The sequence below is a fragment of the Clavibacter tessellarius genome (assembly GCF_001618005.1).
Classification (GTDB): Bacteria; Actinomycetota; Actinomycetes; order Actinomycetales; family Microbacteriaceae; genus Clavibacter; species Clavibacter tessellarius_A.
Window position 1 is genome coordinate 1 of the sequence record NZ_LQXA01000008.1, and the last position, 25,986, is coordinate 25,986.

The 25,986-nt window shown below is 73.8% G+C and carries 28 protein-coding genes; 14 read left to right on the forward strand and 14 right to left on the reverse strand.

Going from position 1 to position 25,986, the window contains the following annotated elements; genetic code table 11:
* Positions 1-3: 3 nt before the first annotated feature.
* The 3 genes from AWH51_RS01650 to AWH51_RS01660 all read right to left on the reverse strand — a co-directional run bounded on the left by AWH51_RS01650 (position 4) and on the right by AWH51_RS01660 (position 1,425).
* Positions 4-411 carry a MauE/DoxX family redox-associated membrane protein gene (locus AWH51_RS01650; RefSeq protein WP_063070404.1) on the reverse strand — a complete coding sequence of 136 codons (408 nt, stop codon included), beginning with the start codon at positions 409-411 and terminating at the stop codon, positions 4-6.
* Complete coding sequence (locus tag AWH51_RS01655) at positions 411-833, reverse strand: organic hydroperoxide resistance protein (RefSeq protein WP_063070405.1); 423 nt, start codon at positions 831-833, stop codon at positions 411-413. Before AWH51_RS01655 ends, AWH51_RS01650 begins: the two co-directional genes overlap by 1 nt.
* Positions 834-894: 61 nt before the next feature.
* Positions 895-1,425, reverse strand: a complete 531-nt coding sequence (locus AWH51_RS01660) for a MarR family winged helix-turn-helix transcriptional regulator (protein WP_063070406.1) — start codon at positions 1,423-1,425, stop codon at positions 895-897.
* Positions 1,426-1,513: 88 nt separating this feature from the next.
* On the opposite strand from AWH51_RS01660, the gene AWH51_RS01665 reads away from it, so the two are divergent.
* The gene (locus tag AWH51_RS01665; RefSeq protein ID WP_063070407.1) at positions 1,514-1,876 is read left to right on the forward strand and encodes a hypothetical protein; all 363 of its coding nucleotides are present in this window, start codon (positions 1,514-1,516) and stop codon (positions 1,874-1,876) included.
* A 107-nt stretch (positions 1,877-1,983) separates the two neighbouring features.
* On the opposite strand, the gene AWH51_RS01670 is transcribed toward AWH51_RS01665, so the two are convergent.
* The 3 genes from AWH51_RS01670 to AWH51_RS01680 are packed head-to-tail and all read right to left on the reverse strand — an operon-like array spanning position 1,984 to position 3,244.
* Positions 1,984-2,163 (reverse strand): hypothetical protein, encoded by a 180-nt coding sequence (locus AWH51_RS01670; protein WP_254654438.1) that lies wholly within the window; start codon positions 2,161-2,163, stop codon positions 1,984-1,986.
* 13 nt (positions 2,164-2,176) lie between these two features.
* Positions 2,177-2,653: a hypothetical protein gene (locus AWH51_RS01675; protein WP_254654428.1), complete on the reverse strand. Its 477-nt coding sequence runs from the start codon at positions 2,651-2,653 to the stop codon at positions 2,177-2,179.
* 45 nt (positions 2,654-2,698) lie between these two features.
* Positions 2,699-3,244, reverse strand: coding sequence for a MerR family transcriptional regulator (locus AWH51_RS01680; RefSeq protein WP_254654429.1), 546 nt, complete (start codon positions 3,242-3,244; stop codon positions 2,699-2,701).
* 134 nt (positions 3,245-3,378) lie between these two features.
* Between AWH51_RS01680 and AWH51_RS01685 the strand changes: the two genes are divergently transcribed.
* Positions 3,379-4,092, forward strand: a complete 714-nt coding sequence (locus AWH51_RS01685) for an SDR family oxidoreductase (RefSeq protein ID WP_063070409.1) — start codon at positions 3,379-3,381, stop codon at positions 4,090-4,092.
* A gap of 9 nt (positions 4,093-4,101) precedes the next feature.
* On the opposite strand, the gene AWH51_RS01690 is transcribed toward AWH51_RS01685, so the two are convergent.
* Positions 4,102-5,298 (reverse strand): glycosyltransferase, encoded by a 1,197-nt coding sequence (locus AWH51_RS01690; protein ID WP_063070410.1) that lies wholly within the window; start codon positions 5,296-5,298, stop codon positions 4,102-4,104.
* A 64-nt stretch (positions 5,299-5,362) separates the two neighbouring features.
* On the opposite strand from AWH51_RS01690, the gene AWH51_RS01695 reads away from it, so the two are divergent.
* Positions 5,363-6,259 (forward strand): UbiA family prenyltransferase, encoded by an 897-nt coding sequence (locus tag AWH51_RS01695; protein WP_254654430.1) that lies wholly within the window; start codon positions 5,363-5,365, stop codon positions 6,257-6,259.
* Entirely contained in the window at positions 6,256-7,689 is a 1,434-nt protein-coding gene (locus AWH51_RS01700; protein WP_063070412.1) for a phytoene desaturase family protein, read from the forward strand. Before AWH51_RS01695 ends, AWH51_RS01700 begins: the two co-directional genes overlap by 4 nt.
* A gap of 2 nt (positions 7,690-7,691) precedes the next feature.
* Here AWH51_RS01700 and AWH51_RS01705 read toward each other — a convergent pair whose 3' ends face one another.
* Positions 7,692-8,516, reverse strand: a complete 825-nt coding sequence (locus AWH51_RS01705; protein ID WP_063070413.1) for a hypothetical protein — start codon at positions 8,514-8,516, stop codon at positions 7,692-7,694.
* A gap of 255 nt (positions 8,517-8,771) precedes the next feature.
* Entirely contained in the window at positions 8,772-10,358 is a 1,587-nt protein-coding gene (locus AWH51_RS01710; protein WP_175345446.1) for an MFS transporter, read from the reverse strand.
* Positions 10,359-10,763: 405 nt separating this feature from the next.
* On the opposite strand from AWH51_RS01710, the gene AWH51_RS01715 reads away from it, so the two are divergent.
* The 3 genes from AWH51_RS01715 to AWH51_RS01725 all read left to right on the forward strand — a co-directional run bounded on the left by AWH51_RS01715 (position 10,764) and on the right by AWH51_RS01725 (position 15,125).
* Positions 10,764-12,734: a rhamnogalacturonan lyase gene (locus AWH51_RS01715; RefSeq protein WP_063070414.1), complete on the forward strand. Its 1,971-nt coding sequence runs from the start codon at positions 10,764-10,766 to the stop codon at positions 12,732-12,734.
* Positions 12,735-12,819: 85 nt separating this feature from the next.
* The gene (locus AWH51_RS01720) at positions 12,820-14,346 is read left to right on the forward strand and encodes a sensor histidine kinase (protein ID WP_081234771.1); all 1,527 of its coding nucleotides are present in this window, start codon (positions 12,820-12,822) and stop codon (positions 14,344-14,346) included.
* Positions 14,343-15,125 (forward strand): response regulator, encoded by a 783-nt coding sequence (locus tag AWH51_RS01725; RefSeq protein ID WP_063070415.1) that lies wholly within the window; start codon positions 14,343-14,345, stop codon positions 15,123-15,125. Before AWH51_RS01720 ends, AWH51_RS01725 begins: the two co-directional genes overlap by 4 nt.
* Positions 15,126-15,153: 28 nt before the next feature.
* Here AWH51_RS01725 and AWH51_RS01730 read toward each other — a convergent pair whose 3' ends face one another.
* Positions 15,154-15,576 carry a hypothetical protein gene (locus AWH51_RS01730; protein WP_063070416.1) on the reverse strand — a complete coding sequence of 141 codons (423 nt, stop codon included), beginning with the start codon at positions 15,574-15,576 and terminating at the stop codon, positions 15,154-15,156.
* 177 nt (positions 15,577-15,753) lie between these two features.
* On the opposite strand from AWH51_RS01730, the gene AWH51_RS01735 reads away from it, so the two are divergent.
* From AWH51_RS01735 to AWH51_RS01745, 3 genes are all read left to right on the forward strand, one after another.
* Complete coding sequence (locus AWH51_RS01735; RefSeq protein ID WP_063070417.1) at positions 15,754-16,635, forward strand: ABC transporter ATP-binding protein; 882 nt, start codon at positions 15,754-15,756, stop codon at positions 16,633-16,635.
* 74 nt (positions 16,636-16,709) lie between these two features.
* Entirely contained in the window at positions 16,710-17,777 is a 1,068-nt protein-coding gene (locus tag AWH51_RS01740; RefSeq protein ID WP_063070455.1) for an ABC transporter permease, read from the forward strand.
* A 209-nt stretch (positions 17,778-17,986) separates the two neighbouring features.
* A complete protein-coding gene (locus AWH51_RS01745) occupies positions 17,987-18,538 on the forward strand; it encodes a septum formation family protein (protein ID WP_063070418.1) in 552 nt (183 codons plus the stop codon).
* A gap of 72 nt (positions 18,539-18,610) precedes the next feature.
* On the opposite strand, the gene AWH51_RS01750 is transcribed toward AWH51_RS01745, so the two are convergent.
* The 3 genes from AWH51_RS01750 to AWH51_RS01760 form a co-directional block, all read right to left on the reverse strand.
* A complete protein-coding gene (locus AWH51_RS01750) occupies positions 18,611-19,468 on the reverse strand; it encodes an Asp23/Gls24 family envelope stress response protein (RefSeq protein ID WP_063070419.1) in 858 nt (285 codons plus the stop codon).
* A gap of 94 nt (positions 19,469-19,562) precedes the next feature.
* Positions 19,563-20,381: an aquaporin Z gene (gene aqpZ, locus AWH51_RS01755; protein WP_081234773.1), complete on the reverse strand. Its 819-nt coding sequence runs from the start codon at positions 20,379-20,381 to the stop codon at positions 19,563-19,565.
* A 107-nt stretch (positions 20,382-20,488) separates the two neighbouring features.
* On the reverse strand, positions 20,489-20,938 hold the full coding sequence (locus AWH51_RS01760) for an Asp23/Gls24 family envelope stress response protein (RefSeq protein ID WP_063070420.1): 450 nt from the start codon (positions 20,936-20,938) through the stop codon (positions 20,489-20,491).
* Between the two features lie 268 nt (positions 20,939-21,206).
* Between AWH51_RS01760 and AWH51_RS01765 the strand changes: the two genes are divergently transcribed.
* From AWH51_RS01765 to AWH51_RS01775, 3 genes are all read left to right on the forward strand, one after another.
* Positions 21,207-22,475 (forward strand): NAD(P)/FAD-dependent oxidoreductase, encoded by a 1,269-nt coding sequence (locus tag AWH51_RS01765; RefSeq protein ID WP_063070421.1) that lies wholly within the window; start codon positions 21,207-21,209, stop codon positions 22,473-22,475.
* Between the two features lie 136 nt (positions 22,476-22,611).
* Complete coding sequence (locus AWH51_RS01770) at positions 22,612-23,268, forward strand: NUDIX domain-containing protein (RefSeq protein ID WP_063070422.1); 657 nt, start codon at positions 22,612-22,614, stop codon at positions 23,266-23,268.
* A gap of 55 nt (positions 23,269-23,323) precedes the next feature.
* A complete protein-coding gene (locus AWH51_RS01775) occupies positions 23,324-24,415 on the forward strand; it encodes a threonine aldolase family protein (RefSeq protein ID WP_063070423.1) in 1,092 nt (363 codons plus the stop codon).
* Between the two features lie 24 nt (positions 24,416-24,439).
* On the opposite strand, the gene AWH51_RS15995 is transcribed toward AWH51_RS01775, so the two are convergent.
* Positions 24,440-24,688 carry a hypothetical protein gene (locus AWH51_RS15995; protein WP_131798091.1) on the reverse strand — a complete coding sequence of 83 codons (249 nt, stop codon included), beginning with the start codon at positions 24,686-24,688 and terminating at the stop codon, positions 24,440-24,442.
* A 194-nt stretch (positions 24,689-24,882) separates the two neighbouring features.
* Between AWH51_RS15995 and AWH51_RS01780 the strand changes: the two genes are divergently transcribed.
* Positions 24,883-25,386, forward strand: coding sequence for a helix-turn-helix domain-containing protein (locus AWH51_RS01780; protein ID WP_063070424.1), 504 nt, complete (start codon positions 24,883-24,885; stop codon positions 25,384-25,386).
* Positions 25,387-25,986 lie beyond the last annotated feature (600 nt).

Genomic DNA, 25,986 nt, shown 5'->3' on the forward strand with positions numbered 1-25,986 from the left:
GGGTCAGCGCTTCTTCAGCGCCCCCGTCGACCACAGCGCGACCGCGATGAGCACCGGCTGGAAGAACAGGCGGCGGAAGCGCTTGGCGTCGGTGTCGAGGCCGAACGCGTCGCGCTTGTGGACGTACTGCGCGATGTTGCCCGGGAAGATCGCCGTGAAGAACGCGGCGGCCGCCCAGCCCGCGAGGCCGCGGCGCGAGCGCGCGAACAGCAGGGCCGAGCCGAGCGTGATCTCGGCCACGCCGGATCCGATGACGGTCACGTCCTCGGGTACCGGCAGCGACTTCGGGACCTGCGCGCGGAACTCCTCCCGCGCGACGGTGAGGTGCGAGACGCCGGCGAACGCGAGGAACGAGCCGAGCACCACGCGGGCGGCGGTGCGCGGGAAGGACGTGCGGGTGAGGCCGGCCATCAGTCGTCCGAGACGGTGACGACGACCTCGATGTTGCCGCGGGTCGCGTTCGAGTAGGGGCAGACCTGGTGGGCCTGGTCGGCGAGCTCCTGCGCGAGGTCGTGCTCGACCCCGGGGATGACGACCTCGAGGTGCACGGCGAGCTGGTAGCCGCCCTGCCCGTTGGATCCGATGCTCACGCGGCTGCCCACGCTCGAGTCGGCGATCGAGACCTTGCGGCCGCGCGCGACGCCCTGGAGCGCCGAGTGGAAGCACGCGGCGTAGCCAGCGGCGAAGAGCTGCTCGGGGTTCGCGCCCTCGCCGGATCCGCCCATGGCCTTGGGGATGGAGAGGTCGAGGGCGAGGTCGCTGTCGCTGACGGCGACGCGGCCGTTGCGGCCGGCTCCCGTGGCGAGTGCCTCCGCGGTGTACAGGGCGTCCATGTCGGTTCCTTCCGTTCGTGGCCGCGCGCGGCGGCCGGGATTCTGAGGTGGGTGGTGCGGATCAGGGGGTGCGGGCCGATGCCTCGGCGGGCCGAGTCCACGGCTGCGCGAGCGCCTCGGTCGTGGTCTCCTGCATGCCCGCGGTGAGCAGGTGCAGGGTGGCGAGCAGCTGACGGGCGCGCTCGAGGTCGAGGCCCATGCCGCGGATGATCGCCGCGGGCACGTGCGCGAGATCGACCCGCACGGTGCGCCCGCGCTCGGCGAGCGACACCGTGACGACGCGCTGGTCGGCGGAGATCCGGCGGCGGACGATGAAGCCGGCCTCCTCCATCCGCGCGAGCAGCGGCGACAGCGTGCCCGAGTCGAGATCGAGCTGCTGCCCGAGCTCGGTGACCGTGCGGTCGTCGCCCGACCACAGCAGCACCAGCACGAGGTACTGCGGGTAGGTGAGGCCCCACGGCGCGAGGAGCGCGCGGTAGGCCTGCGTGGTCGACCGCGACGCCGTGTAGAGCGAGAAGCAGACCAGCTCGTCGGCGATGCGCGCGGGCGGCGCGGTCTCGTCGGCGGGGGCGCAGGAGTCGGTCGGGGTCATGCTCCGACCCTGCCACGAAACTAGGTTGTGCGCAATCCAGTTCGGCCGATGCTCAGGCGAGGGGCCTCGCCGCGTACCCTGGACCGACATGATCACGAGACGAGAGGCCGCGCTGCGGCTGGGCATCCCGCTGGAGATGGCCACGCGCCACGGCATCCCGGGGCGCGTCCCGGAGTCCGAGATCGCCGCGATGGACCAGGATCCGCCCGCCTGGCTCGCGCAGTCCCGCGCCAACGCCACCGGCAAGCGGCCCGTCTGGGTGCAGCTCACGTGCGAGGTGTGCGGCTTCACGGAGGCCGTGCGCCCGAAGAAGTGGTGGCCGGAGTTCAGCTACCTCTCCTGCGAGCGGCACTCCCCCGACGAGCTCCCCGAGCCCGCGCTGGGCCTCGCGCGCCGCGAGGTCGACGGGATCGGCAGCCGGTTCGTGGGCGTGGTGGACGAGCGGCCATAGGGGCGCCATCGGTCCCGAACCGTCGCATGCGACGTTCCGGCCAGCGTGTCCGCCACGACGAGAGGGACCCCGCCGTGCGGCGGGGTCCCTCTCGTGTCGATCGCGAGCTACGCGCTCGTGGCCAGCTTCTTGATCCAGTCCTCGGTCTTCCGGCCGCGCTTCTTGTCGACCACGATCCGGATCCGGGCGGCCGATGCCCGTTCTGCGTCGCTGATGGGGTCGGCCTCACCGGCCTGGATGCGCTTCTCGAGTGCGCTCGGGCTTGGGTTCCTCTGCTCCATCGTCACGGCGGTACCTCCTTCATCCATTGTCAGCGCGTGTGGGGATGGTGTCCACCTCAGGTGGATGGGCGCCGGACGCAGATACCACGCTGCCCCTCCGCTCCTCGTCCAACCGAGACGACGACGTCACGGCGTCGATCATCTCCGCCTCGGTGGTCGTCGCCTCCGCTACGAGCACCTCGATCGCGGCGAGCCCCACTTCACGATCCGCCTCGTCCGACGACATGACGAGGTCGAGAGCCCACTTCGCGCGATCCCACCACTCCTGGCGCTCCGCCGACCGTCGCGACACCCGCGCCGCCACCGTCGCGGCCCCATAGGCGAAGCCGGCTCCGATCAGGGTGAAGATGCCCGCAGCAGGAGGCCCCGTCCAGAAGTCCCGCACGAACGCCTCGTCTACGATGCGGCGCACGAAGAGCCCCACGATCACAGCCGCCAGTGCTCCGCAGACGACAGCCACAGCCGCGACCGCACCGAGCCGCTTGATCAACAGCACCCCTCCCCACCATGTCCCAGCGGCAGACCATATGCCTGACCACCGTCATCGCCGGATCCAGCTGACTGCTGCCCGACTCGCCGCACACGGCAGCGGAGCAGAACCGGGGACGGGCCCCCTCACCGGTGGACGCATGGCGAGCGTTCTGCCATCACCCTCGGGGCCGGGATGGCCCCACCTCCGTGAGGCCGCCACGACCTCCGCGTGCGCCGCCCCGCCCTCGCGCAGCGCCGGGCAGTGCTCGGGCGTCGGGTGCAGGCAGATGTCGATGACGCGGGTGAGCTCCTCGCGGGCGCGCTCGAGCTCGGCGATGGCCGCGGTGATCCGGTCGCGCTCGGAGCGCAGGAGCGCGAGGGACTCGGGCGCCGCGACGCCGCTGTCGACGCTCGGGAGCAGCTGGCGGATCGTGCGGCTCGGGAGGCCCGCGGCGAACAGTCGCTGGATGAGCTGCACGCGCTCCACCGCCGCCTCGGGGTAGACGCGCTGGCCGCTCGTGGTGCGCTCGGCCGGCAGCAGGCCCTGCTCCTCGTAGTACCGGAGCGCCCGGGTGCTCACGCCCGCTCGTCCCGCCACGTCGCCGATCCGCAGCATGCCGCCCTCTTCCCTCGTGATCCGTCGGAGACGTCGATCTCGCGGGCGGACTTGCCCTTCACGTCGACGTCAACTCCTAGCGTAGGCCGCGCCGCACTCCGCGAACGACGCGGGCGGCAGGAGGAAGAGCACGCATGGACATCCAGGATCAGGTCGCCCTCGTCACCGGCGCCAACCGCGGCATCGGCCGCACGTTCGTCGAGGAGCTCCTCGAGCGCGGCGCCCGCAAGGTCTACGCGACCGCGCGCCGGCCCGAGGCGATCGACATCCCCGGCGTCGAGGTGCTGCGCCTCGACCTCGCCGACCCCGCGTCGGTGACCGCCGCCGCCGAGGCCGCGTCGGACGTGTCGCTCGTGATCAACAACGCGGGCATCTCCACGGGCGCCGCGCTCATCACGGGCGACATGGCGGAGATCCGCCGCGAGATGGACACCCACTTCTACGGGACGCTCGGCGTGATCCGCGCCTTCGCACCCGTGCTCGCCGCGAACGGCGGGGGCGGGATCGTCAACATCCTGTCGGCGCTCTCGTGGTTCTCGACCTCCGCCAACGGCGGCTACGCGGCGGCGAAGGCGGCCGAGTGGAACATGACGAACGCGGTGCGGCTGGAGCTCGCCGGGCAGGGCACCCTCGTGCAGGGCGTGCACCTCGGCGCGGCGGACACCGACATCATGGCCGGCTACGACGGCCCGATGATCGCCCCGCGGGACGTGGCCCGGGCCGCACTCGACGGCGTGGCCGCGGGATCCGTCGAGGTGGTCGTCGACGACTGGAGCCGCATGGTGAAGGACTCGCTGGCCGGCGACCCCGCCCCGTTCTACGAGCGGATGCGCGCGATCCTCGGCTGACCGCCCGCCTCAGAGGGACTCGAGCACCTCGACCGCCTGATGCACCCCGCGGTCCTGCCGCATGAGCGCGCCCACCTCGGAAGCCCGCTCCCGCCGGCTGAGGGCCTCGCCCATCGCGGGCACGAGCGCGTCGACCGACAGGCGGCGCAGCGGGATCGGGGCGGCCGCCACCCCCCGACGGTGCAGCAGGGCGCCCCAGAACGGCTGGTCGGCCATGAAGGGGACGACGACGGCGGGCACCCCGGCCCGGGCGACGGCGTGCGAGGTCCCGGCCCCGCCGTGGTGCACGGCGAGCGCCGCGCCCGGCAGCACCCGGTCGAACGGCGCCGACCGCGTCACCAGCACGTCGGGGCCGCGGCACTCCGTCGGCAGCGCGAGCCCGCCCCACCCGGTGAGGACCAGCACGCGCAGGCCGTGGGAGCGGGCGGCCGTGACGATCGCGCGCCCGCGGGCCTCCGCGTGCCCCTTCGCCATGGAGCCGAAGGACGCGACGACGACGGGCCCGCCGGCCAGGAACTCCTCGACGGCCGGGTCGAGCGACGCCGTCGGCGCCTCCGCGTACCAGGCCCCCGTCTGATGCACGCGCTCCGGCCAGTCGTCGGGCCGGGGCAGCAGCGCGGGGCTCGCGGCCATGAGCGTGGCGCGCGACGGCGAGCGCCGGGCAGGGCGGCGACCGCCCGGAAGCTCGGCCGCGGCGCGCGCCACGTCGCCGTCGAAGAAGCGGGCGATGGCGCGCGGCACGGCGTACGTGGACCGGTTGTGCGCGCCGAGGTCGCGGGTGGCCGTGGGACCGCCGGCCGCGGGGAAGCGGGCGCTGGCGGTGGCGACCGGCGCGAACTCCACGACCACGCGGGGGACGCCGAGCGCATCCGCCACCATCGGCGCGCTGAGGATCAGGGGGTGGTGGACCACCACATCGGGCTCGAAGGCGACCGTCTCACGGACCGCGGCGACGATCGTCCGCTGCATCGCGGGCCGCACCTCCGTGCGCAGGTGGTGCGCGATGGCCCAGGGGGTGCGGCTCGCCGGGGTCAGCACGCGCTGCACGTCCAGGTCGAGGCGCACGCAGTCGACGCCCTCGGGCGCGACCCCGTCGTCGGGCAGGGCCAGCCGCACCTCGTGACCGCGGGATGCGGCGTGTCGGGCGAGGGCCGCGAAGGGCTCCACGTCTCCTCGGGTGCCGGCGGTGAGCAGCATCAGGCGCATCCGCCCAGTCTGGGCCCGGAAGCCGTAAGGCCGTCGCCCACGTCCACGGCGTACGGTCGATGTCGTGACCGATGGCAGTGAGCGCATGCCGCGCACCGCGCCCGCCGAGATCGCCGTGGCCGTGCGCCGCCTCGTGCTCATCTCGCGGCCGGTGCTCTGGATCAACACCATCGGGTCGGGTCTCGTGGCCGTCTGGCTCACGGGCGCTCTCTTCGACCTGCGGGCCCTGCCGCTCATCCTGTGGCTCACGCTCCCGTTCAACCTGCTCATCTACGGCGTCAACGACGTCTACGACCAGGACACGGATGCGACCAACCCCCGCAAGGGCTCCCTCGAGGGCGCCCGGATCCGGCCGTCCGAGGTGCGGCTCATCGCCGGGGGTGTCGCCGTCCTCAACATCCCGTTCCTCGTCTACTTCCTCCTGGTGCTGCCGCCGCTCGCGAACGCGGCGATCCTGCTCTACGCGGGCGTGTTCGTCTTCTACTCGGCGCCGCCGCTGCGCTTCAAGGCCCGGCCCTTCCTCGACTCGCTGAGCAACGCCGCCTACGCGCTGCCGCTGGTGATCGTGCCGGCCGCCCTCGGGGTGGCGCCGGTCTGGCCCGCCGCCCTCGGCCTCATGGCGTGGAGCGTGGCCAAGCACGCGTTCGACGCGGTGCAGGACATCGTGGAGGACCGCGACGCGGGCATCACCACCACCGCGGTGCGGCTCGGCCCGCGCGGGACGGCCCTGTGGAGCGGGGCCTGGTGGATCGCCTCGACGGCGCTGTTCGCCGTGGTGAGCGTGCCCGTGGCGGCGCTCGACCTGCTGATCGCCGGCATCCTGGTGGTGTCCCTGCTGCGCGACCCGACGCCGCAGACCGGCCACCGCCTCTACCGCCTGTCGGTCGCCTTCCCGTACATCGCGGGGACGCTGGCCGGGGTGCTGCTCCTGGTCGCGATCGTGTTCGGAGGCTACCCGTGAGCCGCATCGTCGTGGTCGGCGGCGGGATGGGCGGGCTCACCGCCTCCGCGCTGCTCGCGCACGCAGGCCACCGCGTGACCCTGCTCGAGGCCTCCGCCGAGCTCGGCGGCAAGAGCCGTCGCATCCAGCTGGGCGAGGACCGCGTCGACACGGGACCGTCGCTGGTGACGTTCCCGGCGGTGTGGGATGAGCTGCTGCGACGCCTCGGCGACGACGGGCACGCGTCCGATCGGATCCGCGGCGACGGCGCGCTCGACCTGGTGCGGATGCCCGAGGTGGGCCGCTACTACTTCGACGGCGACGAGACCTCGCTGCCGGTGGCGCCCGATCACCCCTGGTACCCCGCCTGGCGACGGTTCTCCGAGATCCACGCGCCCCTCGCCGACGACGTGACCGCCTTGCTGCTCGCCGACCCCACGGACCGGGCAGCCCTCCCGGCCGTACGTCGGCTGCTGGGCGTCTACGGCTCGCGCCTCACGACGCGGGCGTACCTCGACAGCCTGACCTGGCTGCCCGACGGGCTGCGCGAGATCATCGCGATCCACACCCTCAACGCGGGCGTCTCGCCCTCGCGCACGCCGGCCCTCTACGCGAGCATGCCGGCGATCATGGCGGAGACCGGCGCGTGGGTGCCCCGCGGCGGGGTCTTCGAGATCGTGCTCGCGCTGGGGCGGCTGGCCGAGGCGGCCGGGGTCGAGGTCCGTGTCGGCGAGGCCGTGACCCGCATCGAGCCCGGGTGGGTCACCACCGCGGCCGGGCGCCACCCCGCCGACCTCGTCGTCAGCGCCCTGGACGCCGACCGGCTCGCCGCGCTGATGGGCCCGTCGCGGATCCCCGCCCTCCCCCGCCGGCGTCCGCGCATCCTCTCCTGCTCGGCCGTCGCCGTGTACGGCGTGCTGCGCGAGGAGCTGCCGGCGCGCATCGCGACGCACAGCGTGGTGCTGCCGACGAAGCCGGCCGCGCTGCACCGCAGCCTGGAGGCGGGCGACGAGCCGGCGGACACCATGGTGTTCGTCAACCAGTACCGCGCCGGGGAGGTGTACCCGAACCCGCGCAGCACCGTCGGGATCCTGCTCACCGCGCCCGCCGACGGCGGTCGCTACACGGCCGAGCACCCCTTCGTGCGGCGCGAGGTCGACCGCGTCTCGGCGGCGATGGGGCTCGACGGGCCGCTCACCGACCTGCTCGACGAGACCACGATCCTCGATCCGCGCTACTACGGCGTCGGCGGCGAGCCGCACGGTGCCCTCTACGGAGCGGCGCGCCCGCCGTGGCTGAGCGGTCCGTTCCACCGCCCCTCCTACAACGACCCCTGGAAGCCCTGGCTGTGGCGCGTCGGCGCATCGGTGCACCCCGGCGGCGGCATCCCGGCGGTGGTGGGCGGCGCGATGATCGCGGTGACCCGGCTGCTGAAGTCGAGCCCGGCCTGACGCTACCTCGGCGTGCGGGTCGGCGACGGCACGCGCCCCGAGTCGTCGACCCGCACGTGGACGGCGTCGCCGCGCAGGTCGAAGAGGAGGGCCGTGCCCACCGGGTACTCGTCGCGCAGCTCCTCGGGCGCGCCGATGCCGACGACGAACTGCGCGGACGCGCCGAACGCGCCCGCCGCGCATCCGCCGCCCTCGGTGGAGCCGAGCGCGGCGCGCGACGGCTGCACCGAGAGGCACTCCGCGCGGACCTGCGGGTACGCCGACCGGTCGTTCTCGAGGCGCACGAGCGTGAGGCCGTGGAAGCGGGCGGATCCCGTCTCCGCGCCGCCGAAGTAGTCGCGCATGTAGACGGGCAGCTCCTGGTCCGGGTCGAAGCGCACCACCGCGACCTCGCGCCCGACGGGAGCGGTGACCGTCGCGACGATCACCGCGGTGACGGCGACGGCCGCGGCGACGGAGGCGGCCCAGAGGATCGCGAGGCGGAGGGCGGCGCGCGGGCGGGATCGGGCGGAGGGCGCGTCGGCGTCGTCGTCGGCTGAGCCGCCCGCGGTGTTGGTGTCGGCGGGGGCGGCGTAGGCGACAGCTCGTCGCGCATCGGCATCCGCGACGCCCGCGCCGACGCCGCGTCCGGGTGCGGATGCCGCCGCGTCCGTCCGTGTCACGACCGGGGCATCCGCCGTGCGCGCCTCGAGCACGCGCAGCCGCGCGAGGTCCGCCGGATCTGCGTCGCTCCCCGGCCCGTACACCCGGCGTCGCAGCTCGGCCAGCTCCGCGCGCTCGGCCCGCCGGGTCCGGGCATCCGGGTCCGCGCGCTCGTGGGGCTCCATCTCCCGATCCTGTCACCGCGAGCGGTCGGCGACCGGGCTGTCGACCCCGCTGGCTCGCCGACCGCGTGCCGGGCGCCGAGCTCGTGATCCGCCCGGACGACGGCCACATCTCCGTGCTGCGCGGCGCCGAGGACGCGCTCGGGCGGCTGCGGGAGCGGATCCGCAGCGCCGCATGGAAAGAGGTACGCACCCGCGGAGACGGCTCTCGCCGACCCGGACGGATCCGGATCGGCGAGAGGGTCGAGCGGCGCGGGGTCAGTGCCCGCGCGACACCCGCCGCGGCAGGGCGAACACGAGCGCGAACGCGACGACCGCGAAGATCGCGCTGACGCCCATGGCGGACGCCGACGCGTCGGTGAACGCCTGCGGCACCATCTGCGGGCCGCGGATCCCGGCGCCGGCCACGCCCGCGAACAGCACGCTGCCGATGACCGCGATGCCGACCGCCGAGCCCACGCGCTGCACGGTGCCGATCACGCCGGAGGCCGCGCCCGCCTCGGCGGGGTCGACCGTCGCGACGATGAACTGCGCGTTCGGGGCGATGAAGAGGCCGTTGCCGATGCCCGCGAGCAGCAGCGGGACGAGCAGCATCCAGCTGTTGAGATCGGCCGCGGCCGTGTTGAGCAGCACGAGCCAGAGCCAGATCAGGCCGACGCTGACGAGCGCGGTGCCGATCACGAGCACGGTGCGGCCGAGGCGGTTCGTGAGCCGGTTGCTCTGCGAGGAGCCGACGATGCTGCCGATGGCGAACGGGATGGAGACCAGGCCGGACTCGAGCGCGGAGTTGCCGAGGCCCGACTGCCACAGGATCGAGATGGTGAAGAAGATGCTCGTGAAGGCCGCGAAGTAGACCATCGCGAGGATCACTCCGCCCGTGAAGGCGGGGTGCGTGAACAGGTGCGGCGGCACGAGGACGCCCTTCGAGCGCTTCGTCTGGAGGACCTCCCACGCCCCGAAGAGCGCGAGGAGCACGACGCCGCCCGCGAGGGAGAGGTAGGTCCAGAGCGGCCAGCCCTGGTCCTGGCCGTCGATGAGCGGCACGAGCAGGGCCACGAGGCCGGCGCTCACGAGCAGGATGCCGACGAGGTCGACGCCCGACGCGGCGGGCTTCGCGGCGGCCGTCCCGCTCTGCTGCGCACCCGCGCGCTGGCCGGACTGCGCGCGCACGTCGCCCGCGACCTCCTCGGCCACGCGGCGGCTCGGGAGCAGGAAGATCGCGGCGATGACGGTGGCGATGCCGACGGGCAGGTTCACGAAGAAGACCAGGCGCCAGCCCGACTCCTCCCCCGCGGCCTGGATGATCAGGCCTCCCACGATCGGGCCGAGCGCGGACGAGACGCCGATGACGGCGCCCATGATGGCGAACGCCTTGCCGCGCGCCTGCGGCGGGAACAGCAGCTGGATGAAGGCGGTCACCGCGGGCACGAACAGGCCGCCGGCGAGCCCCTGCACCACGCGCGCGATCACGAGCTGGAGGTCGTCCTGAGCCACACCGCACGCGAGGCTGGCGAGCGTGAAGAGCGCGATGCCGGTCACGAACACCCACTTGTGCCCGTAGCGGTCGCCGAGGCGGCCCGCGGGGATCAGCGCGAGGCCGAACGCGAGCGCGTAGCCGGAGATGATCCAGCTCAGCGTCGACTCGGAGGCGTCGAGGCTCGTGCGGATGGTCGGCAGCGCCACGTTCACGATGGTCGTGTCGAGCAGCGCGATGAACATGCCCGCGAGCAGCACGATGAGCGCCTGCCAGGCACGGCGGGAGACCACGGGGGCGGACGGACGACCGGCGTCGGGCGCGCCGGTGCCGCGCGCCGCGGGACGAGCGGATGCGGTGGTGTCGGACATGGGGTCCTTTCGTTCCGACGCGGGCGTCGGCGGTGGTGCAGGCGGGATCCGGCTCGGCGGACGCAGCAGACGGGGGCCGCAAGACCGGGCGGTCACGCGGCTCGACGCGGGGCGGGCGCTCGAGGACGGATCCGCGTCGGTGCGGGAGGACGGCCGGGCGATTGGACCCGTCCCCCCAGTGTGTCACTGGTTGACGGATGCGGCCCATCCGGATGTCCGCGGGAGCACGGTCCGAGCGGCCGTCCGCGCGACGTGCCCGGCTTGGGGACGGCCTTCCCGACCGGCACGCGCGCGGCCGTACCCTGACGACCTCGACCGGATCCTGGATCCGTCGACCTCCCGCGCGACGCGCGCGACCCGCCCCGCTGCACGACGCCCGTCCGTCCCCACCTGCCCGGAGGCACCATGTCCCGCCCCCGCACCGCCCTCCGCTCAGCCCTGCTCGCCGCGCTCGTCGCCGGTGCCGTCGGGATCGCCCAGCTGCCCGCCGCCGCGCCCGCGAGCGCCGCGGCCTCGGGAACCGACGCCGTCGCCGCGTCCCACGGCCCGCGCCAGATGGAGCGCCTCGACCGCGCTCCCGAGGCCGCCGCGGTGCCCGGTGGCGTCCACCTGTCGTGGCGGATGCTCGGCACCGACCCCGACGCCATCGCGTTCGTCGTCGATCGCGACGGCACGCGGATCACGCCGTCGCCCCTCACGCACGCGACCGACATGACCGACCCGGGCGGCGGCGCCGGCTCGCACTACGTCGTCTCGAGCGTGCTCCACGGGGTCGAGACGCCCGTCACCGCATCGTTCGGCGTGCGCACGAGCCCCTACACATCGGTGCCGCTCGACCGGCCTGCCGACGGCGTCACCCCCGCCGGCGAGACCTACAGCTACAGCGCGAACGACACGAGCGTCGGCGACGCCGACGGCGACGGGCAGTACGAGCTGTTCGTGAAGTGGGATCCGAGTGACTCCAAGGACAACAGCCAGGGCGGCTACACGGGCCCCGTGCTCCTCGACGCCTACCGGCTCGACGGCACGCGGCTGTGGCGCATCGATCTCGGCCCCGACATCCGCGCCGGTGCCCACTACACGCAGTTCCAGGTCTACGACTACGACGGCGACGGCCGGGCCGAGGTCGCCATGAAGACGGCCGACGGCTCGGTCGACGGCCAGGGGACGGTCATCGGCGACGGCCAGGTCGATCACCGCGGTTCCGACGGCCGCGACCTGACCGGCCCCGAGTTCCTCACGGTCTTCGACGGCCTCACGGGTGCCGCCATCGACACCGTCGACTACGACCCGCCGCGCGGCGTCGTCACCTCGTGGGGCGATGCGTACGGCAACCGCTCCGAGCGCTTCCTCGCCGCCACGGCGTACCTCGACGGCCAGCACCCGAGCCTCGTCGTGGGCCGCGGGTACTACGCGCGCACCGCGGTCACGGCGTACGACCTGCGTGCCGGCCATCTCGTCGAGCGCTGGAAGCTGGACAGCAGCGCGCCCGGGAACTCGGCGGCGGCCGGCGAGGGCAACCACAACCTCGCGGTGGCCGACGTCGACGGCGACGGCCGGGACGAGGTCGTCTACGGATCCATGACGGTCGACGACGACGGGAAGCTGCTCTACAGCACGGGCCTCGGCCACGGCGACGCGCTCCACGTCGGCGACCTCGTGCCCGGCAACCCGGGCTACGAGGTGTTCGCGGTGCACGAGATCATGTCGCACTCGGGCAACCGGGCCGCCACCATGCGCGATGCCCGCACGGGCCGCATCCTGTGGAGCATCCCGGGCGACCACGACACCGGGCGCGGCTCGGCCGCCGACGTGGATCCGCGTCATGCCGGCGCCGAGGCGTGGGCGTCCGGCGTCGGATCCGACGGCCGCGACCATCCGCAGCTCCGCACGGCCGACGGCCAGCTCATCGCGAACCGCATGCCCGGCACGGACTTCACGGCCTGGTGGGATGGGGATCCGCTCCGCGAGATCGTGGACGACGACTACGACCCCTCCATCGGCGCCGGCACGCCCACCATCTCCAAGTGGGACTGGAAGACGGCCACCGAGAGGCCGCTCCTGCGCGCCGAGGGCGCCCTGTCCGACAACGGCACCAAGGGCAACCCCATGCTCCAGGCCGACCTCATGGGCGACTGGCGCGAGGAGCTCGTGTGGCGGAGCGCCGACTCGAGCGAGCTGCGCATCTACTCCACCACCGACCAGTCGGACATGCGGCTCCGCACGCTGATGCAGGATCCGGTCTACCGGTTGGGCGTCGCGTGGCAGAACACGGGCTACGACCAGCCGCCCGAGGCGAGCTACTTCATCGGCCAGGGCATGGGCACGCCGCCGAAGCCGGACATCTACCTCACCGGATCGTCCGCGGGGCGATAGCGCGGATGCGGACGCGGACGCGCTCCCCGGTCGGTTCCCCCGATCGGCGGACGCGCCCTGCCCCGCCCGCCGATAGCGTGGCCGGATGAGCGCCCCCTCCGCCCACGCCGGCGTCGCCCCGGACGCCGCCCTCGACCCCGTCGACCGGTTCTGGGTGCGCCCGCGACCCGAGCGGGCGGGGCTGCGGTTCGACTTGATGCTCGCCGCGGTGATGCTCGTGCTCACCACCTTCAGCGTCATGCAGTACTACGCGCTCGGCATGTACCCCTCGCGGCCCGCGATGTGGGTCATCGCCGCCTGGATCGTGCTGATGTGCGTCCCGCTCGCCTTCCGCCGCCTCCAGCCGGAGGCGGTGACGCTGGTGCTCGGCGCGACCTTCGTCATCGGCGCATACCAGTTCGTGCCGGAGGTGCTCTTCTCCAACATCGCCATGTTCATCGCCATGTACTCGCTGGGCGCCTGGGGCAGGAACCGCCTGCGAGCCAACATCGTGCGCGGCGTCATCGTCGTCGCGATGTTCGCGTGGCTGTTTGGCTCGCTGCTGCAGACCTCGGGCTTCTACTCGCTCGCCAGGTCGACGTTCGAGCGCGCGCCGGCCGACGCCTGGATCCCCGCGCCCGTCGCCGCCGGCCTCATCTCCATCATCACGAACCTCCTCTACTTCGGCGGCGCCTGGTACTTCGGCGACCGCGCGTGGGCGTCGGCGCGCGACCGCTGCGCGCTCGAGACGCGCACGGCCGAGCTGGCGACGGAGCGGGAGCGGGTCGCGGAGCAGGCGGTCACGCTCGAGCGGGTGCGCATCGCGCGGGAGCTGCACGACGTCGTCGCCCACCACGTCTCGGTGATGGGCGTGCACGCGGGCGCCGCGCGCCGGGTGCTCGCGCGGGACGCCGACAAGGCCGCCGCCTCCCTCGGCATCGTCGAGGACAACGCGCGCAGCGCCATCGAGGAGCTGCACCGCATGCTCGTCGCGCTCCGGCAAGAGGACGACGGCCAGGGATCCGCCGGGCACGACGACGACGCCGCCGACCCGACCCGCACCGCGTCCACCCGCGGCGTCGGCCAACTGCCCGAGCTCGTGGCGGATGCGTCCGGCGCGGGCCTCCAGGTCGCCTTCGACGTCGTCGGCACCCCGCGGCCGCTCACGCCCACGGTCGACCTCATCGTCTACCGGGTCGCGCAGGAGTCGCTCACGAACGTGCGGAAGCACGCGGGCACGGGCGCGCGCGTCGACCTCCGCCTCCGCTACCTCGCCGACCGCGTGGAGGTGGAGGTCAGCGACGCCGGGCCCGCGGGGGCCGCGGCCTCGGCGGCGGCGGGTCCCGTGCGGAACGGGCCCGGCGGGCTCGGTCAGCGCGGCATGCGGGAGCGCGTGGCGGCGGTGGGCGGATCCATCGAGATCGGCCCGAAGGCCCGCGGCGGCTACCTCGTGCGCGCCTCGGTGCCCACGTCGCCGGCCCTGGCCGTGCCGCCCGTGCCGATGCCCGTCCCCATCGACGTGACCGTCCCCGCGCCCGCTTCCGAGCCGGAGGCCGCATCCGCACCCGCGTCCCTCATCGAGCCCGCATCCACACCCGAACCCGCATCCGTCCCCGAGGAGACCCGCGCATGACCGCCGATCCGACCGGCCCCACCACCGCCGTATCCGCCGCCGTCCGCGTCCTGCTCGTCGACGACCAGGCGCTCGTGCGCGCCGGCTTCCGCGTGATCCTCGAGAGCGAGGACGGCATCGAGGTGGTCGGCGAGGCCGCGGACGGCGAGGAGGGCGTGCGCCTGGCCGCCGCGCTCGCGCCCGATGTGATCTGCATGGACGTGCAGATGCCGCGCGTCGACGGCCTCGAGGCCACGCGGCGCATCGTCGCCGACCCGGCGATCCGGGCGGGCGTCCTCATGCTCACCACGTTCGACCGCGAGGACTACCTCTTCACCGCGCTCGACGCGGGCGCGAGCGGGTTCGTGCTGAAGAGCGCGTCGCCCGAGTCGCTCGTGGAGGCCGTGCACGTGATCGCGCGCGGCGACGCGCTGCTCTCGCCCGACGTCACGCGCCGGGTCATCGAGCGCTTCGGCCGCGGACCCGCAGCGCCCGGCGGATCCGGCGCATCGGACGGTCCCGGCGCACCCCGCGGATCCGACGAGGGGACCGCCCCCGCCGCGACGCCCGCGATCCCCACCGACCCGCGCGTCCAGACCCTCACCGACCGCGAGCTCGAGGTGCTCCGCCTCCTCGCCGAGGGCCTCGCCAACGCGGAGATCGCCGAGCGTCTCTACCTCGGCGAGGCCACCGTGAAGACCCACGTCTCGCGCCTGCTGCTGAAGCTCGGCGTGCGCGACCGGGTGCAGGCGGTCGTGTTCGCGTACGAGCGCGGGATCGTGGTGCCGGGCGCGAGCTGATCCGCCGAGGACGCCGCCGCAGAACCCGCTACGCGTAGGCGGTGATCGCGGCCGAGTCCACGAAGCCGGCCGGGCGTCCGGGCTGCCGCGCGGCTCCCCCGGCGAGCGCGACCGACGCGAGGGCGACCGCGACGCCCGCGAGCACGGCGGCGGCCACGGGGCCGACCGACGAGTGCGCGAGCACCAGGCCCGCGACGAAGGCGACGGCCTGCACGAGCCAGAGCGCGTGGATCCACCAGCGCCACGCCCCGCGACGCGTGGCCACGCGCTCGAGCCCGCGGCGCACCTGGATGAGCGCGGCCACCCGCACGACGAGCGACAGCGTCACCAGCGCGAGCCCGCTCAGGGCCAGCGGCGGGGTGCCGATGTCGGTGGCGATCAGCGCGAAGAGCACGAGGCCGGCCGCGCCGACCCCGTCGGCGACGGCCTGGACGACGGTGGCGATGCGCATGGTCCGACCCTAGGAGCGGCGCCCGCGTCGAGCCAGGCGCGGCGGCGCCCCAGATCGGGGGTCCACGTGCCCCCGTCCCGTCCCCCTCCGGGTTCCCCCTCATGGCGGACTCCCCGGCGCAGCCCCGCACCTAGCGTGAGTAGCACGGATCACCCACGCCCACCGAGGAGGCCCTCCGTGCTCGAAGTCCACAACGTCACGCGATCGTTCGGGGACCGCCGCGTCCTCGACGACGTGTCCTTCGCCGTCAGGCCGGGGAGGCTGACCGGCTTCGTCGGCGGCAACGGCGCCGGCAAGACCACCACCATGCGCATCATGCTCGGCGTGCTCACGCCCGACTCCGGGACGGTGTCGCTCGACGGCACCGACCTCGGCACCTCGAGCCGCCGCACGTTCGGCTACATGCCGGAGGAGCGCGGGCTGTACCCGAAGATGAAGCTGCAGGAGCAGATCGTGTACCTCGGCCGCCTGCACGGCATGTCCGCGGCCGATGCGACCACGAGCACCGAGCGCCTGCTCGAGCGGCTCGGACTCGGCGAGCGCCGGAACGACGCCATCGAGTCGCTGTCGCTCGGCAACCAGCAGCGCGCGCAGATCGCCGCGAGCCTCGTGCACGACCCCGAGGTGCTCGTGCTCGACGAGCCGTTCTCGGGCCTCGACCCGATCGCGGTCGAGAACGTGCTCGGCGTCCTCACGGAGCGGGCCGCGCAGGGCGTGCCCGTGCTGTTCTCCTCGCACCAGCTCGACATCGTGGAGCGCCTCTGCGACGACGTGGTCGTCATCGCCGAGGGCCGGATCCGCGCATCGGGCGACCGCGAGCAGCTGCGCGACGAGCACAGCCGCCCCCTCACGGAGCTGCAGATCGACGGCGACGGCGGATGGGTGCGCGACGTGCCCGGCGTCGAGGTCGTCGAGTTCGACGGCGGCTACGTGCTCTTCGAGGCCGACGACGCCGCGCGCCAGCGCGTGCTCGCCGAGGCCGTCTCCCGCGGATCCGTCACGAGCTTCACGCGCCGCCGCCCCACCCTCAGCGAGATCTTCCAGGAGGTCGTCCAGTGAGCACCACGTCCACCGCGCCCAGCACGAGCCGCGGCGACGCCCGGGGCCAGGCCCCCACGTTCGGCCAGTCGACGATGCTCGTCACCGGCCGGGAGGTGCGCATGCGCCTGCGCAGCAAGTCGTTCCTCATCAGCACGGCGATCCTCCTGATCGGCGTCCTCGCCTCCATCGTCGTCTCGGGCTTCCTCGCCGGCCGCGAGACCGGGGGCGACACGACGCGCGTGGCCGTGGTCGGCGCGGCGACGCAGGCGGTCGACCGCGCATCCGGCCTCGAGGGCGTGCCCGCCGACAGCGTCGAGGACGCGCGCCAGATGGTGCGCGACGGCGACGTGGACGCGGCCGTCGTGCCCGACGACGCGGCCCCGGCCGACGGCGCCGTGCTCGTGATCGGCGACACCTCCGCCCCCGACGGCGTCGTGCAGGCGCTCACGGAGGCGCCGCGCGTCGAGCTGCTCCAGGAGCCGACGACCAACCCCGCGATCGGCTACCTGATGGCGGTCGTGTTCGGCGTCGTGTTCTTCATCTCGGCGCTCACGTTCGGGCAGATCATCGCCCAGAGCGTCGTGGAGGAGAAGCAGACCCGCGTGGTGGAGCTGCTGATGTCGACGATCCCCGTGCGCGCGCTGCTCGCCGGCAAGGTGCTCGGCAACAGCATCCTGGCGTTCACGCAGATCGCCCTCATCGCGCTGATGTCCGGCGTCGGCCTGCTCGTGACGGACCAGACGGCGCTCCTCGCGGTCGTCGGACCGTCGGTGCTGTGGTTCGTCGTGTTCTTCCTGTTCGGCTTCGTGCTGCTGGCCTCGCTGTTCGCGGCGGCCGCCTCGCTCGTGTCGCGCCAGGAGGACGTGGGCGCGGTGACCATGCCGGTCACCTACCTCGTGATGATCCCGTACTTCGCGGTCATCCTCTTCAACGACAACCCCACGGTGATGACGATCATGTCGTACGTCCCGGTCTCGGCGCCGGTGGGCATGCCGCTGCGCCTGTTCACCGGCACCGCCGAGTGGTGGGAGCCGCTCGTGTCGCTCGTCGTGCTCATCGCGACGACCGCCGTGGTGGTGGCCCTCGGATCCCGCATCTACAGCAACTCGCTGCTCCGCACCGGCAGCCGCGTGAAGCTGAAGGACGCGCTGAAGGGCTGATGCCCGGCTGATCCCCGCGCGTCCCGGCCGCAGCTCGACGACCGCCCGGTCGCGTCCGCTCCCCCGCGGACGCGGCCGGGCGCGCGTGCGTCCGATCGCGGCCGGCCGGCGCGCGCTTCGGCTGACGACGCGGGCGTGGCGAGCGTGCACGCGGCGACCCCGTCTCCCGCTACGGTGAACCCGATCCGCTCCACCACCCCGAGGACACCATGGCCACCGCTGCCCGCCGCACCATCCTGCCCACCGCGCTCGCGGCCGTCCTCGTCGCCGCCGCGCTCAGCGGATGCTCGCCGCAGCAGATCGCCGATCTGCTCCCGCACGACGCCCCGCGCGACGAGCAGGGCGCCATCACCGCGAGCGGCTCGACCGACGTGTTCGACCTGCGCCAGGGCGACTGCATCGAGGACCAGTCGCTCGTCGACAGCCTCTCGAGCGAATCCGGGAACGGGGCCTCGCAGGAGGTGCACGACGTGCGCACTGTGCCGTGCTCCGACCCGCACGACTTCGAGGCGTACCGCGACGTGCCCCTCACGGGCGGGTCCGACTACCCCGGCGCGGACCCCGTCGACGCGCAGGCCGACGAGGCGTGCGGCAAGGGCTTCGACTCCTTCATCGGCTTCGACTACCAGGACTCGGCCTACGAGTACACGTACTACCAGCCCACCGCCGAGGGCTGGATGACCGGCGACCGCACCGTCACATGCCTCGTCGGCGATCCCGCGGGGAAGACCACCGGCTCGCTGAAGGGCATCGGGCGCTAGCGGGCTTTCCGCGCCTCGCCGAGGCGGCTCGCGCGGGCTGGCTCGCGCGGGCCGGCTCGTGCAGGCCGGCTCCTAGGGCCGCTCGACGGCAGCCGGGCCGTCCACCTCGACGCGGGTAGTGCCGTCGGCGCGCTCGTCGACGACCAAGGGGACCTCGGGGTCGTCCGGGTCATCCGCACCCGCCTCGGCGTAGGTGTCGAAGTCGGCGGCCGTGGAATCGTCCTCGACGGAGCGGTCTCGGGTGGATGCGTCCGCATCGCGCTCCGCGGCCGCCTCGCGAGTGTCCTCGACATCAGCCTTCGCGGAGTCCGCGAGCACCGCGCCGACGGCCCTCGCGCGGCCGGCGAGCTCGGATCCGACCTCCCTCGCCGTGTCGCCCGCGCGGTCCCCGGCGTCCCGGGCGCGATCGGCGGCATCGACCGAGGCCTCGTGCACGCGGTCGGCCGCATCGGACCCGGCCGCCTCCGCCTTCTCGAGCGCGTCGGACCCGGCGTCCTCCGCCCGCTCGAGCGCGGCGCCCGCCGGCGACTGCTCGTCGTCGAACGGGCCGTGCACGTCGGTCACGCGGATGTTCACGCGCACCGGACCGGGTGCGATCTGCCGGGCAGCGTGCGCGACCTGCGCGCGGGTCCGGTCCACCACGTCCTGCACGGGCGCGGGGTACTCGACCACGAGGTCGATGTCGATCACCGTGCCGCCCTGTTCCTCCGACACGGTGACGCCGGGCCCCGTGCTCGTGCCGCGGATCGCCCGCGATGCGGCGTCGAGGGCCCGCGCGGCCGATCCGCCGAGGTGGTGCACGCCGGTGACGCCCGCGGCGGTCTCGGCCGCCGCGACGCCGATGCGCTGCGCGGCGGTCTCCCCCTCGGGGTGCGCGGCCTCGATGCCGGTCAGGTCGACGGGACGGATGGCGGGTGCGGCGTCGTTCACGGCGGTGCTCCTTCGGTGGGTGCGGATGCGGATGCGGGTGCTGCTGGTGCGGGTCAGGCGGCTGGACGTGCGGAGAGGCAGGCGGGCGGGCGGATCAGGCGGGCACGTCGGCCGCGCGGGTCAGCACGCGGTGCGCGAGCCCGGCGATCGCGGCGCCCACGAGCGGCGCGACGATGAACGCCCACACCTCCCCGAGCGCGACCGGCCCGCCGTAGACGGCGGCCGCGATCGAGCGGGCCGGGTTCACGGACGTGTTGCTGACCGGGATGCTGATGAGGTGGATCAGGGTGAGCGTGAGCCCGATGACGATCGGCGCCACGGCCGCGTAGGCCTTCTGGGCGGTGACCGCGAGGATCACGGCGACGAAGACGGCCGTCAGGATCACCTCGATGAGCAGCACCGCGCCGAGGCCGAAGCCGCCGGGCGACGCGTCGCCGAAGCCGTTGGAGGCGAAGCCCGCGTCCTGGGCCGCGGCGAGGTAGCCCGCCGGGCCGTCGGCGGCGATGAGGGCGAGAGCGCTGGAGGCGAGGATCCCGCCGACGAGCTGCGCGACGACGTACCCCGGCACCTCGCGCCAGCCGATGCGGCCGGCGACCGCGAGGCCGGCGGTGACGGCCGGGTTGAAGTGCCCGCCGGAGATCCCGCCGACCGCGGCGACGCCCGCCATGACGGTGAGGCCGAACGCGAGCGCGACCCCGAGGAAGCCGACGCCGGTGGCGTTGCCCTCGTCGGGGAAGGCCGACGCGTAGAGCGCCGTGCCGACGCCGCCGAAGACGAGGAGGAAGGTGCCGAACGCCTCGGCGCCCCAGCGGGCGGCGTTGGAGGGGCGGTTCCCGGCGGCGGCCGCCTTCTGGCCGCGGCCCTGGGCGGGGGTGTCGCGGGGGGCCTTCGCCGGGGTGGTGGACGTGCTCATCGGATCTGTCCTCGGTGTCGGAGGGGTGCGGCGGTGGGAGGCGCGGACCGGCTTCGGCCCGCGCGGCGGCGGGGCCGGGTCTCGCCCGGTCCCGCCCGCGGGTGGTGCTACTGGACGCGGCTCTTCGCGGAGTCGTCGTCCTCGTCCGCGTCGTCCGACGGGATGTGCACGTCGGAGACGGTGACGTTGACCTCGGTCACGTCCATGCCGACGACCTCGGAGATCGCGTCGGTGACGGCCTCACGGATGCGGTCGGCGAGGTCCTGCAGCGCGACGGGGTACTCGGCGACGACGATGACGTCGGCCGCGACCTGCTTCTCGCCGACCTCGACGGAGATTCCCTGACCGCGGTCCTGCTGGCCGATGACGTTGCGGATCGCGCCGACGGCGCGTGCGGCGCCGTTGCCGAGGTCGTGGACGCCGGGCACCTGGCGGGCCGCGATGCCCGCCACCTTCTCCACGACGCCGTCAGCGATCGTGTTCGTGCCCGAGGCGGAGCCCGCGGGGGTGTGCTTCGCGGCGCTGCGGCTGGTGGTGGCGGGGGTGACGTCGGTCATGGGGTGCTCCTGGTGATCGGTGGCGCGCCCCGGATGCGGGTCGCGGTGCCGACTGGATGACCGGCACGTCAAGGAGACGGGCAGGGCCACCCGGTCGTCTCGGACGTCCAGGGATCCTCCAGGCAGGAGCGGCCGCGCTTCGCTGCGCGGCCAGCGGGAGGCGGCGCGCGTGCGCTTTCCGGCCAGGAGCCGGGGCACGGAGGCACGCGGGGCGGACCCGTCCGCCGACGCCCGCACGGATGTCGCAGGTCGGGCCTAGGTTGAGCCCATGACCGCTGCTCCCGGCACCACCCCGCACCACGACGTCGTCGTCATCGGCGGGGGGAACGCGGGTCTCTCGGTCGCTGGGCGCCTCCGGCGGTACGGCGTCGACGACGTGGCGGTCATCGAGCCGCGCGACACCCACTACTACCAGCCGATGTTCTCGCACGTCGCGGGCGGCACCGCGCGCGCGTCGCAGGCCACGCGGCCGCAGGGGTCCGTCACGCCGAAGGGCGTCACGTGGATCCGGGATCGCGTCGCCGGCATCGACCCGGTCGCGAAGACGGTCGCGCTCGCGTCCGGCACGCGGGTGTCGTACGGGCAGCTCGTCGTCTGCCCCGGCATCCAGAAGGACTGGGATCGCGTGCCCGGCCTCGTCGAGGCGATGGACTCGCCCGTCGGCATCTCCAACTACGAGCACCACTACGCCGCCAAGGCGTCGAAGGTGCTGCGGGACGTGCGCTCCGGCACGGTCGTCTTCACGCAGCCGGACGGCCCGGGCACCTGCTCGGGCGCGTCGCAGAAGCCCATGTACCTCGCCTGCGACCACTGGCGCGCGCTCGGCGTGCTCGACGACATCCGCGTGGTGCTGGTCGTCCCCACACCCACCATGTTCGGCATGCCGCTCATCGACGCCGAGCTCGAGCGCAAGGTCGCCGAGTACGGCATCGAGGTGCGGTACGGGCGCGAGCTCGTCGCCGTGGATCCGGACGCCCGCACCGTGGAGATCGCCGGCGTCGACCGCGCCCGCGCGCTCCTCGGACCGGACCACGCCGCGCAGCAGGGCCTCGACGATCCGTCGCGCGAGACCGTGTCCTACGACGTGCTGCACGCGGTCCCGCCGCAGTCCGCGCCCGACTGGTTGGCCGACACCGGGCTCGCCGCTCCGGGCGACACGGGCGGCTTCGTCGAGGTGGATCCGCTCACGCTCCGCCACCCGCGCTTCCCGGACGTGTGGGCGCTCGGCGACGCGGCGGCCACCACGAACTCGAAGTCCGGCGGCGCGCTCCGCCAGCAGACCACCACGGTCGCGAAGAACCTCGTCGCCGCGCTCAAGAGCGAGCCCCTGCCGCAGGTCTACGACGGGTACTCGGTGTGTCCCTTCGTCGTCTCGCGCTCGACCGTCGTGTTCGCCGAGTTCGACGACCGCTACCGCCCGAAGCCCACGATCCCCGGCTGGAAGGGCCTCGCGAAGGAGCGCCGCATCACGTTCCTCGCCGACCGGTACGTGCTGCCGTGGGTGTACTGGAACCTGATCCTCCAGGGGCGCGCCTGAGCCGCGGGCGCCGGCCCCTCCGCTGGTCGCACCGGGCCTGATCCGGGCCCGGTCCCGCCGCCGACCCGCCGTCGCCGCCCGCGGATCCGCCCTCCGGGGGACGCGCCGCGCGCCCCCGCCCCGGGAGGATCGCCCCATGACGCGCCCCGGTGAGACCGTGCCCGACTCGCGGGGCCGCACCGGCCTCCACCTCCGCGGGACGGACCTCGACCGCAACCCCGACGTGGTCGTGAAGCGCGTCGAGGTCACCTCCGACGGCTGGCACGTGCTCCGCCGGACGACGCTCGACCTGCGGCTGCGCGACGGATCCTGGCAGGAGCAGCAGCGCGAGACGTACGACCGCGGGGACGGCGCCACCGTGCTGCTCTACGCGGCCGACACGCACCGGATCCTCCTCACCCGCCAGTTCCGCTTCCCCGCCTACGTCAACGGCCACCCCGACGGCATGCTGATCGAGGCCGCGGCCGGCCTCCTCGACGAGGACTCCCCGGAGGACGCGATCCGCCGAGAGGCCCGCGAGGAGCTGGGCGTCGAGGTCGTCGCGCTCACCCACCTGTTCGACCTCTTCATGAGCCCCGGATCCGTGACCGAGCGCGTGCACCACTACCTCGCCGCGTACGCGCCCGCCGACGTCGTGGGCGCGGGCGGCGGCGTCGCCGAGGAGGGCGAGGACATCGAGCGGATCGAGGTGACGCTCGACGAGGCCCTCGCGATGGTCGCCGACGGCCGCATCGCCGACGGCAAGACGGTGATCCTGCTGCAGCACGTGGCGCTGCACGGGTTCCCGGCGTAGTCGCAGCGCAGGCGGACGCGCACGGGCGGCACGGCCCGTAGGCGAGGATGGACACGTGACCGACGCCACCGCCGCCTCCCCCCTCCGCCTCCACGACACCGCCGCCCGCGGCTTCGCCTCCGACAACTACTCCGGGATCCACCCCGAGGTGCTGGAGGCCATCGCGGCCGCGAACGGCGGGCACCAGGTCGCGTACGGCGGCGACGCGTACACGGCCCGCCTCCAGGAGGTCGTGGGCGAGCACTTCGGCCGCGGCGCCGAGGCGTTCCCCGTCTTCAACGGCACGGGCGCGAACGTCACCGGCCTCCTCTCGATGCTGCCGCGCTGGGGCGCGGTGGTCTGCGCGACCACCGCGCACATCAACACCGACGAGGGCGGCGCCCCCGAGCGCGTCGCCGGCATCAAGCTGCTCCAGGTGCCCACCGAGGACGGCAAGCTCACGCCCGAGCTCATCGACCGCGAGGCGTGGGGCTGGGGCGACGAGCACCGCGCGCAGCCGCTGGCCGTGAGCATCACGCAGACCACCGAGCTCGGCACCGTCTACACGCCGGCCGAGGTGCGGGCGATCGCCGACCACGCCCACGAGCGCGGCATGCGCCTGCACATGGACGGCGCCCGCCTCTCCAACGCGGCGGCCACGCTGGACGCGCCGTTCCGGGCCTTCACGTCGGACGCCGGCGTCGACGTCGTCAGCTTCGGCGGCACCAAGAACGGCCTGCTCTACGGCGAGGCGATCGTGGTGCTCGATCCGGAGGCGTCCGAGGGCCTCACCTACCTCCGCAAGCTCAACATGCAGCTCGCCTCGAAGATGCGGTTCGTGAGCGCGCAGCTGCTAGCGCTCCTCGGATCCGAGGTCGACGGCGTGCCGCTCTACCTCCGCTCCGCCCGCCACGCGAACGGCATGGCCGCGCGCCTCCGCTCCGCGCTCGACGGCGTGGACGGCGTCGAGTTCACGCAGGAGACGCAGGCGAACGGCCTGTTCGCGATCCTCCCCGAGGGCGTCGCCGACCGCCTCCGCAGCGAGTTCCGCTTCTACGACTGGGACCCGGCCCGCCGCGAGGTGCGCTGGATGTGCTCCTTCGACACCACCGAGGACGACATCGACCGCTTCGCGGCGGCGATCCGCCGGGAGGTCGGGGCGGGGTAGGCCGCAGCCCCCTGCACGAGCTCGTCAGGGACGAGGCCTCCCGGCCCGGAGGCTCCGCCGTCGGATGATCCGGAACCCGACGAACGTGACGACGAGCACGACGCCCGCTCCGAGAGCCAGACGCGGTAGCAGCTCCAGGCCCGAGAAGGCCTGGACCCCCGCGGCGAGGAACACGGCGATCACCATGAGGGTCATCGACTGCCCGACGGATGCGCGGCCCGATGTCCGCGGTCCTCCTTCGGCTCCCCGGTCGATGTGCACCTCGTCAGCCATGTGTCGACTCTGCCAGACGAGCATCGAGACTCGCCGTCGCGTCTCGATCGATCCCTCAGGGGACGCATCTCCCGGGTCGCCGCGCTTCATCGCGCGGGGCGGGCTCGCCCTGCGCACGCTGTCGGGTGGATGTCGGGCCGTCGTCGGGTCGATGTCGTGGCCGGCGCCGGGGGCCCGTCCCTACTGTGGAGACCATGAACGGGACACGGATCGTCGACCTCCGCACGCAGCGCGGCTGGACCCAGGAACGCCTCGCTGAGGCCAGCGGCATCACCGTCCGCACGGTGCAGCGCCTCGAAGCCGGCAACGACGCCAGCCTCGACACGCTCACGCGTGTCGCGAACGCGCTCGACGTGCCGGTGGGCGACCTGTCCGCCACCCTCGACGAGAGCGACCACGGACGCGCCGTCACCGCCCCCGACACAAGCGCCGCGCGGCAGCAGGAACGCCGCGACACGATCACCGACGGGCTCGAAGCCCTCTACTACGGCGTCGGCGCGCTGCTCACGATCGCCGTGATCGTCGGCATCACGACGGACGCGTTCGCGAACCACGCGATCTACATCATCCCCGCCTACTGGATCGCCGGATGGCTGCTCGCGGTGTTCCTGTTCCTCGTGGTCCTCAGTCCGCGCCTGGATCGCCGGTTCCCGCTCTCGCGCGACCGCACGCAGCGGACGCGTGACGGTCGGGCCTGATGCTCGCGTGCGCGAGCAGGTCACGCTCCTGATGGAGCCGCGCTGCACGACTCCATGGGCATGGCTTCGTCCGCCCGACGTCGGCCACGGTGGGATGCCGATGTCACCGGCTCGCCCCTCCGGCCTCCGAAGATGCGCCTTGCCGACTGCGGGTCGCAGTACGGGCACGTTCCCGACTGGCAGCACTGGCGCTGCGTCCGCCTACGAGGAAGCCGAGCTTCCCTGCGGCACCAACCCGTGAAATGAGTCGGCGGGCGCCTCACGGCCCCCGCTGACGTCCGGGCTAGTCTCCGGCCGGCCCGAACTCCACGTGACCCGGCCCGGGGTCATAGCGATAGCCGACTCGGAAGCGCGTGTAGATGACACCCTGCGGGAACCGCGCTTCCACCTCGTCGGCGAACTGCGAAGCCTCGGGCTCGCGTGCGAAGACACCGAGCACCGTGTTGTGGGGCGACTCATCCTGCAAGACGATCCAGACTTCGCCAGGCGCCGGGGGCGTCCCGCTACCGCTGTTCTTCCGCGACCTCCACACCAGGCAAGCATGACCCTCGTTCGGCATCCCCTGCAAGCGGGCGCGCGGCCGCTTGGCGCTGCCGGGTG

Coding starts and splice junctions, on each gene's coding strand:
- AWH51_RS01650 (WP_063070404.1), bottom strand. CDS start 411: ATGGCCGGCCTCACCCGCACGTCCTTCCCGCGCACCGCCGCCCGCGTG.
- AWH51_RS01655 (WP_063070405.1), bottom strand. CDS start 833: ATGGACGCCCTGTACACCGCGGAGGCACTCGCCACGGGAGCCGGCCGC.
- AWH51_RS01660 (WP_063070406.1), bottom strand. CDS start 1,425: ATGACCCCGACCGACTCCTGCGCCCCCGCCGACGAGACCGCGCCGCCC.
- AWH51_RS01665 (WP_063070407.1), top strand. CDS start 1,514: ATGATCACGAGACGAGAGGCCGCGCTGCGGCTGGGCATCCCGCTGGAG.
- AWH51_RS01680 (WP_254654429.1), bottom strand. CDS start 3,244: ATGCTGCGGATCGGCGACGTGGCGGGACGAGCGGGCGTGAGCACCCGG.
- AWH51_RS01685 (WP_063070409.1), top strand. CDS start 3,379: ATGGACATCCAGGATCAGGTCGCCCTCGTCACCGGCGCCAACCGCGGC.
- AWH51_RS01690 (WP_063070410.1), bottom strand. CDS start 5,298: ATGCGCCTGATGCTGCTCACCGCCGGCACCCGAGGAGACGTGGAGCCC.
- AWH51_RS01705 (WP_063070413.1), bottom strand. CDS start 8,516: ATGGAGCCCCACGAGCGCGCGGACCCGGATGCCCGGACCCGGCGGGCC.
- AWH51_RS01710 (WP_175345446.1), bottom strand. CDS start 10,358: ATGTCCGACACCACCGCATCCGCTCGTCCCGCGGCGCGCGGCACCGGC.
- AWH51_RS01715 (WP_063070414.1), top strand. CDS start 10,764: ATGTCCCGCCCCCGCACCGCCCTCCGCTCAGCCCTGCTCGCCGCGCTC.
- AWH51_RS01720 (WP_081234771.1), top strand. CDS start 12,820: ATGAGCGCCCCCTCCGCCCACGCCGGCGTCGCCCCGGACGCCGCCCTC.
- AWH51_RS01725 (WP_063070415.1), top strand. CDS start 14,343: ATGACCGCCGATCCGACCGGCCCCACCACCGCCGTATCCGCCGCCGTC.
- AWH51_RS01730 (WP_063070416.1), bottom strand. CDS start 15,576: ATGCGCATCGCCACCGTCGTCCAGGCCGTCGCCGACGGGGTCGGCGCG.
- AWH51_RS01740 (WP_063070455.1), top strand. CDS start 16,710: ATGCTCGTCACCGGCCGGGAGGTGCGCATGCGCCTGCGCAGCAAGTCG.
- AWH51_RS01745 (WP_063070418.1), top strand. CDS start 17,987: ATGGCCACCGCTGCCCGCCGCACCATCCTGCCCACCGCGCTCGCGGCC.
- aqpZ (WP_081234773.1), bottom strand. CDS start 20,381: ATGAGCACGTCCACCACCCCGGCGAAGGCCCCCCGCGACACCCCCGCC.
- AWH51_RS01760 (WP_063070420.1), bottom strand. CDS start 20,938: ATGACCGACGTCACCCCCGCCACCACCAGCCGCAGCGCCGCGAAGCAC.
- AWH51_RS01765 (WP_063070421.1), top strand. CDS start 21,207: ATGACCGCTGCTCCCGGCACCACCCCGCACCACGACGTCGTCGTCATC.
- AWH51_RS01770 (WP_063070422.1), top strand. CDS start 22,612: ATGACGCGCCCCGGTGAGACCGTGCCCGACTCGCGGGGCCGCACCGGC.
- AWH51_RS15995 (WP_131798091.1), bottom strand. CDS start 24,688: ATGGCTGACGAGGTGCACATCGACCGGGGAGCCGAAGGAGGACCGCGG.
- AWH51_RS01780 (WP_063070424.1), top strand. CDS start 24,883: ATGAACGGGACACGGATCGTCGACCTCCGCACGCAGCGCGGCTGGACC.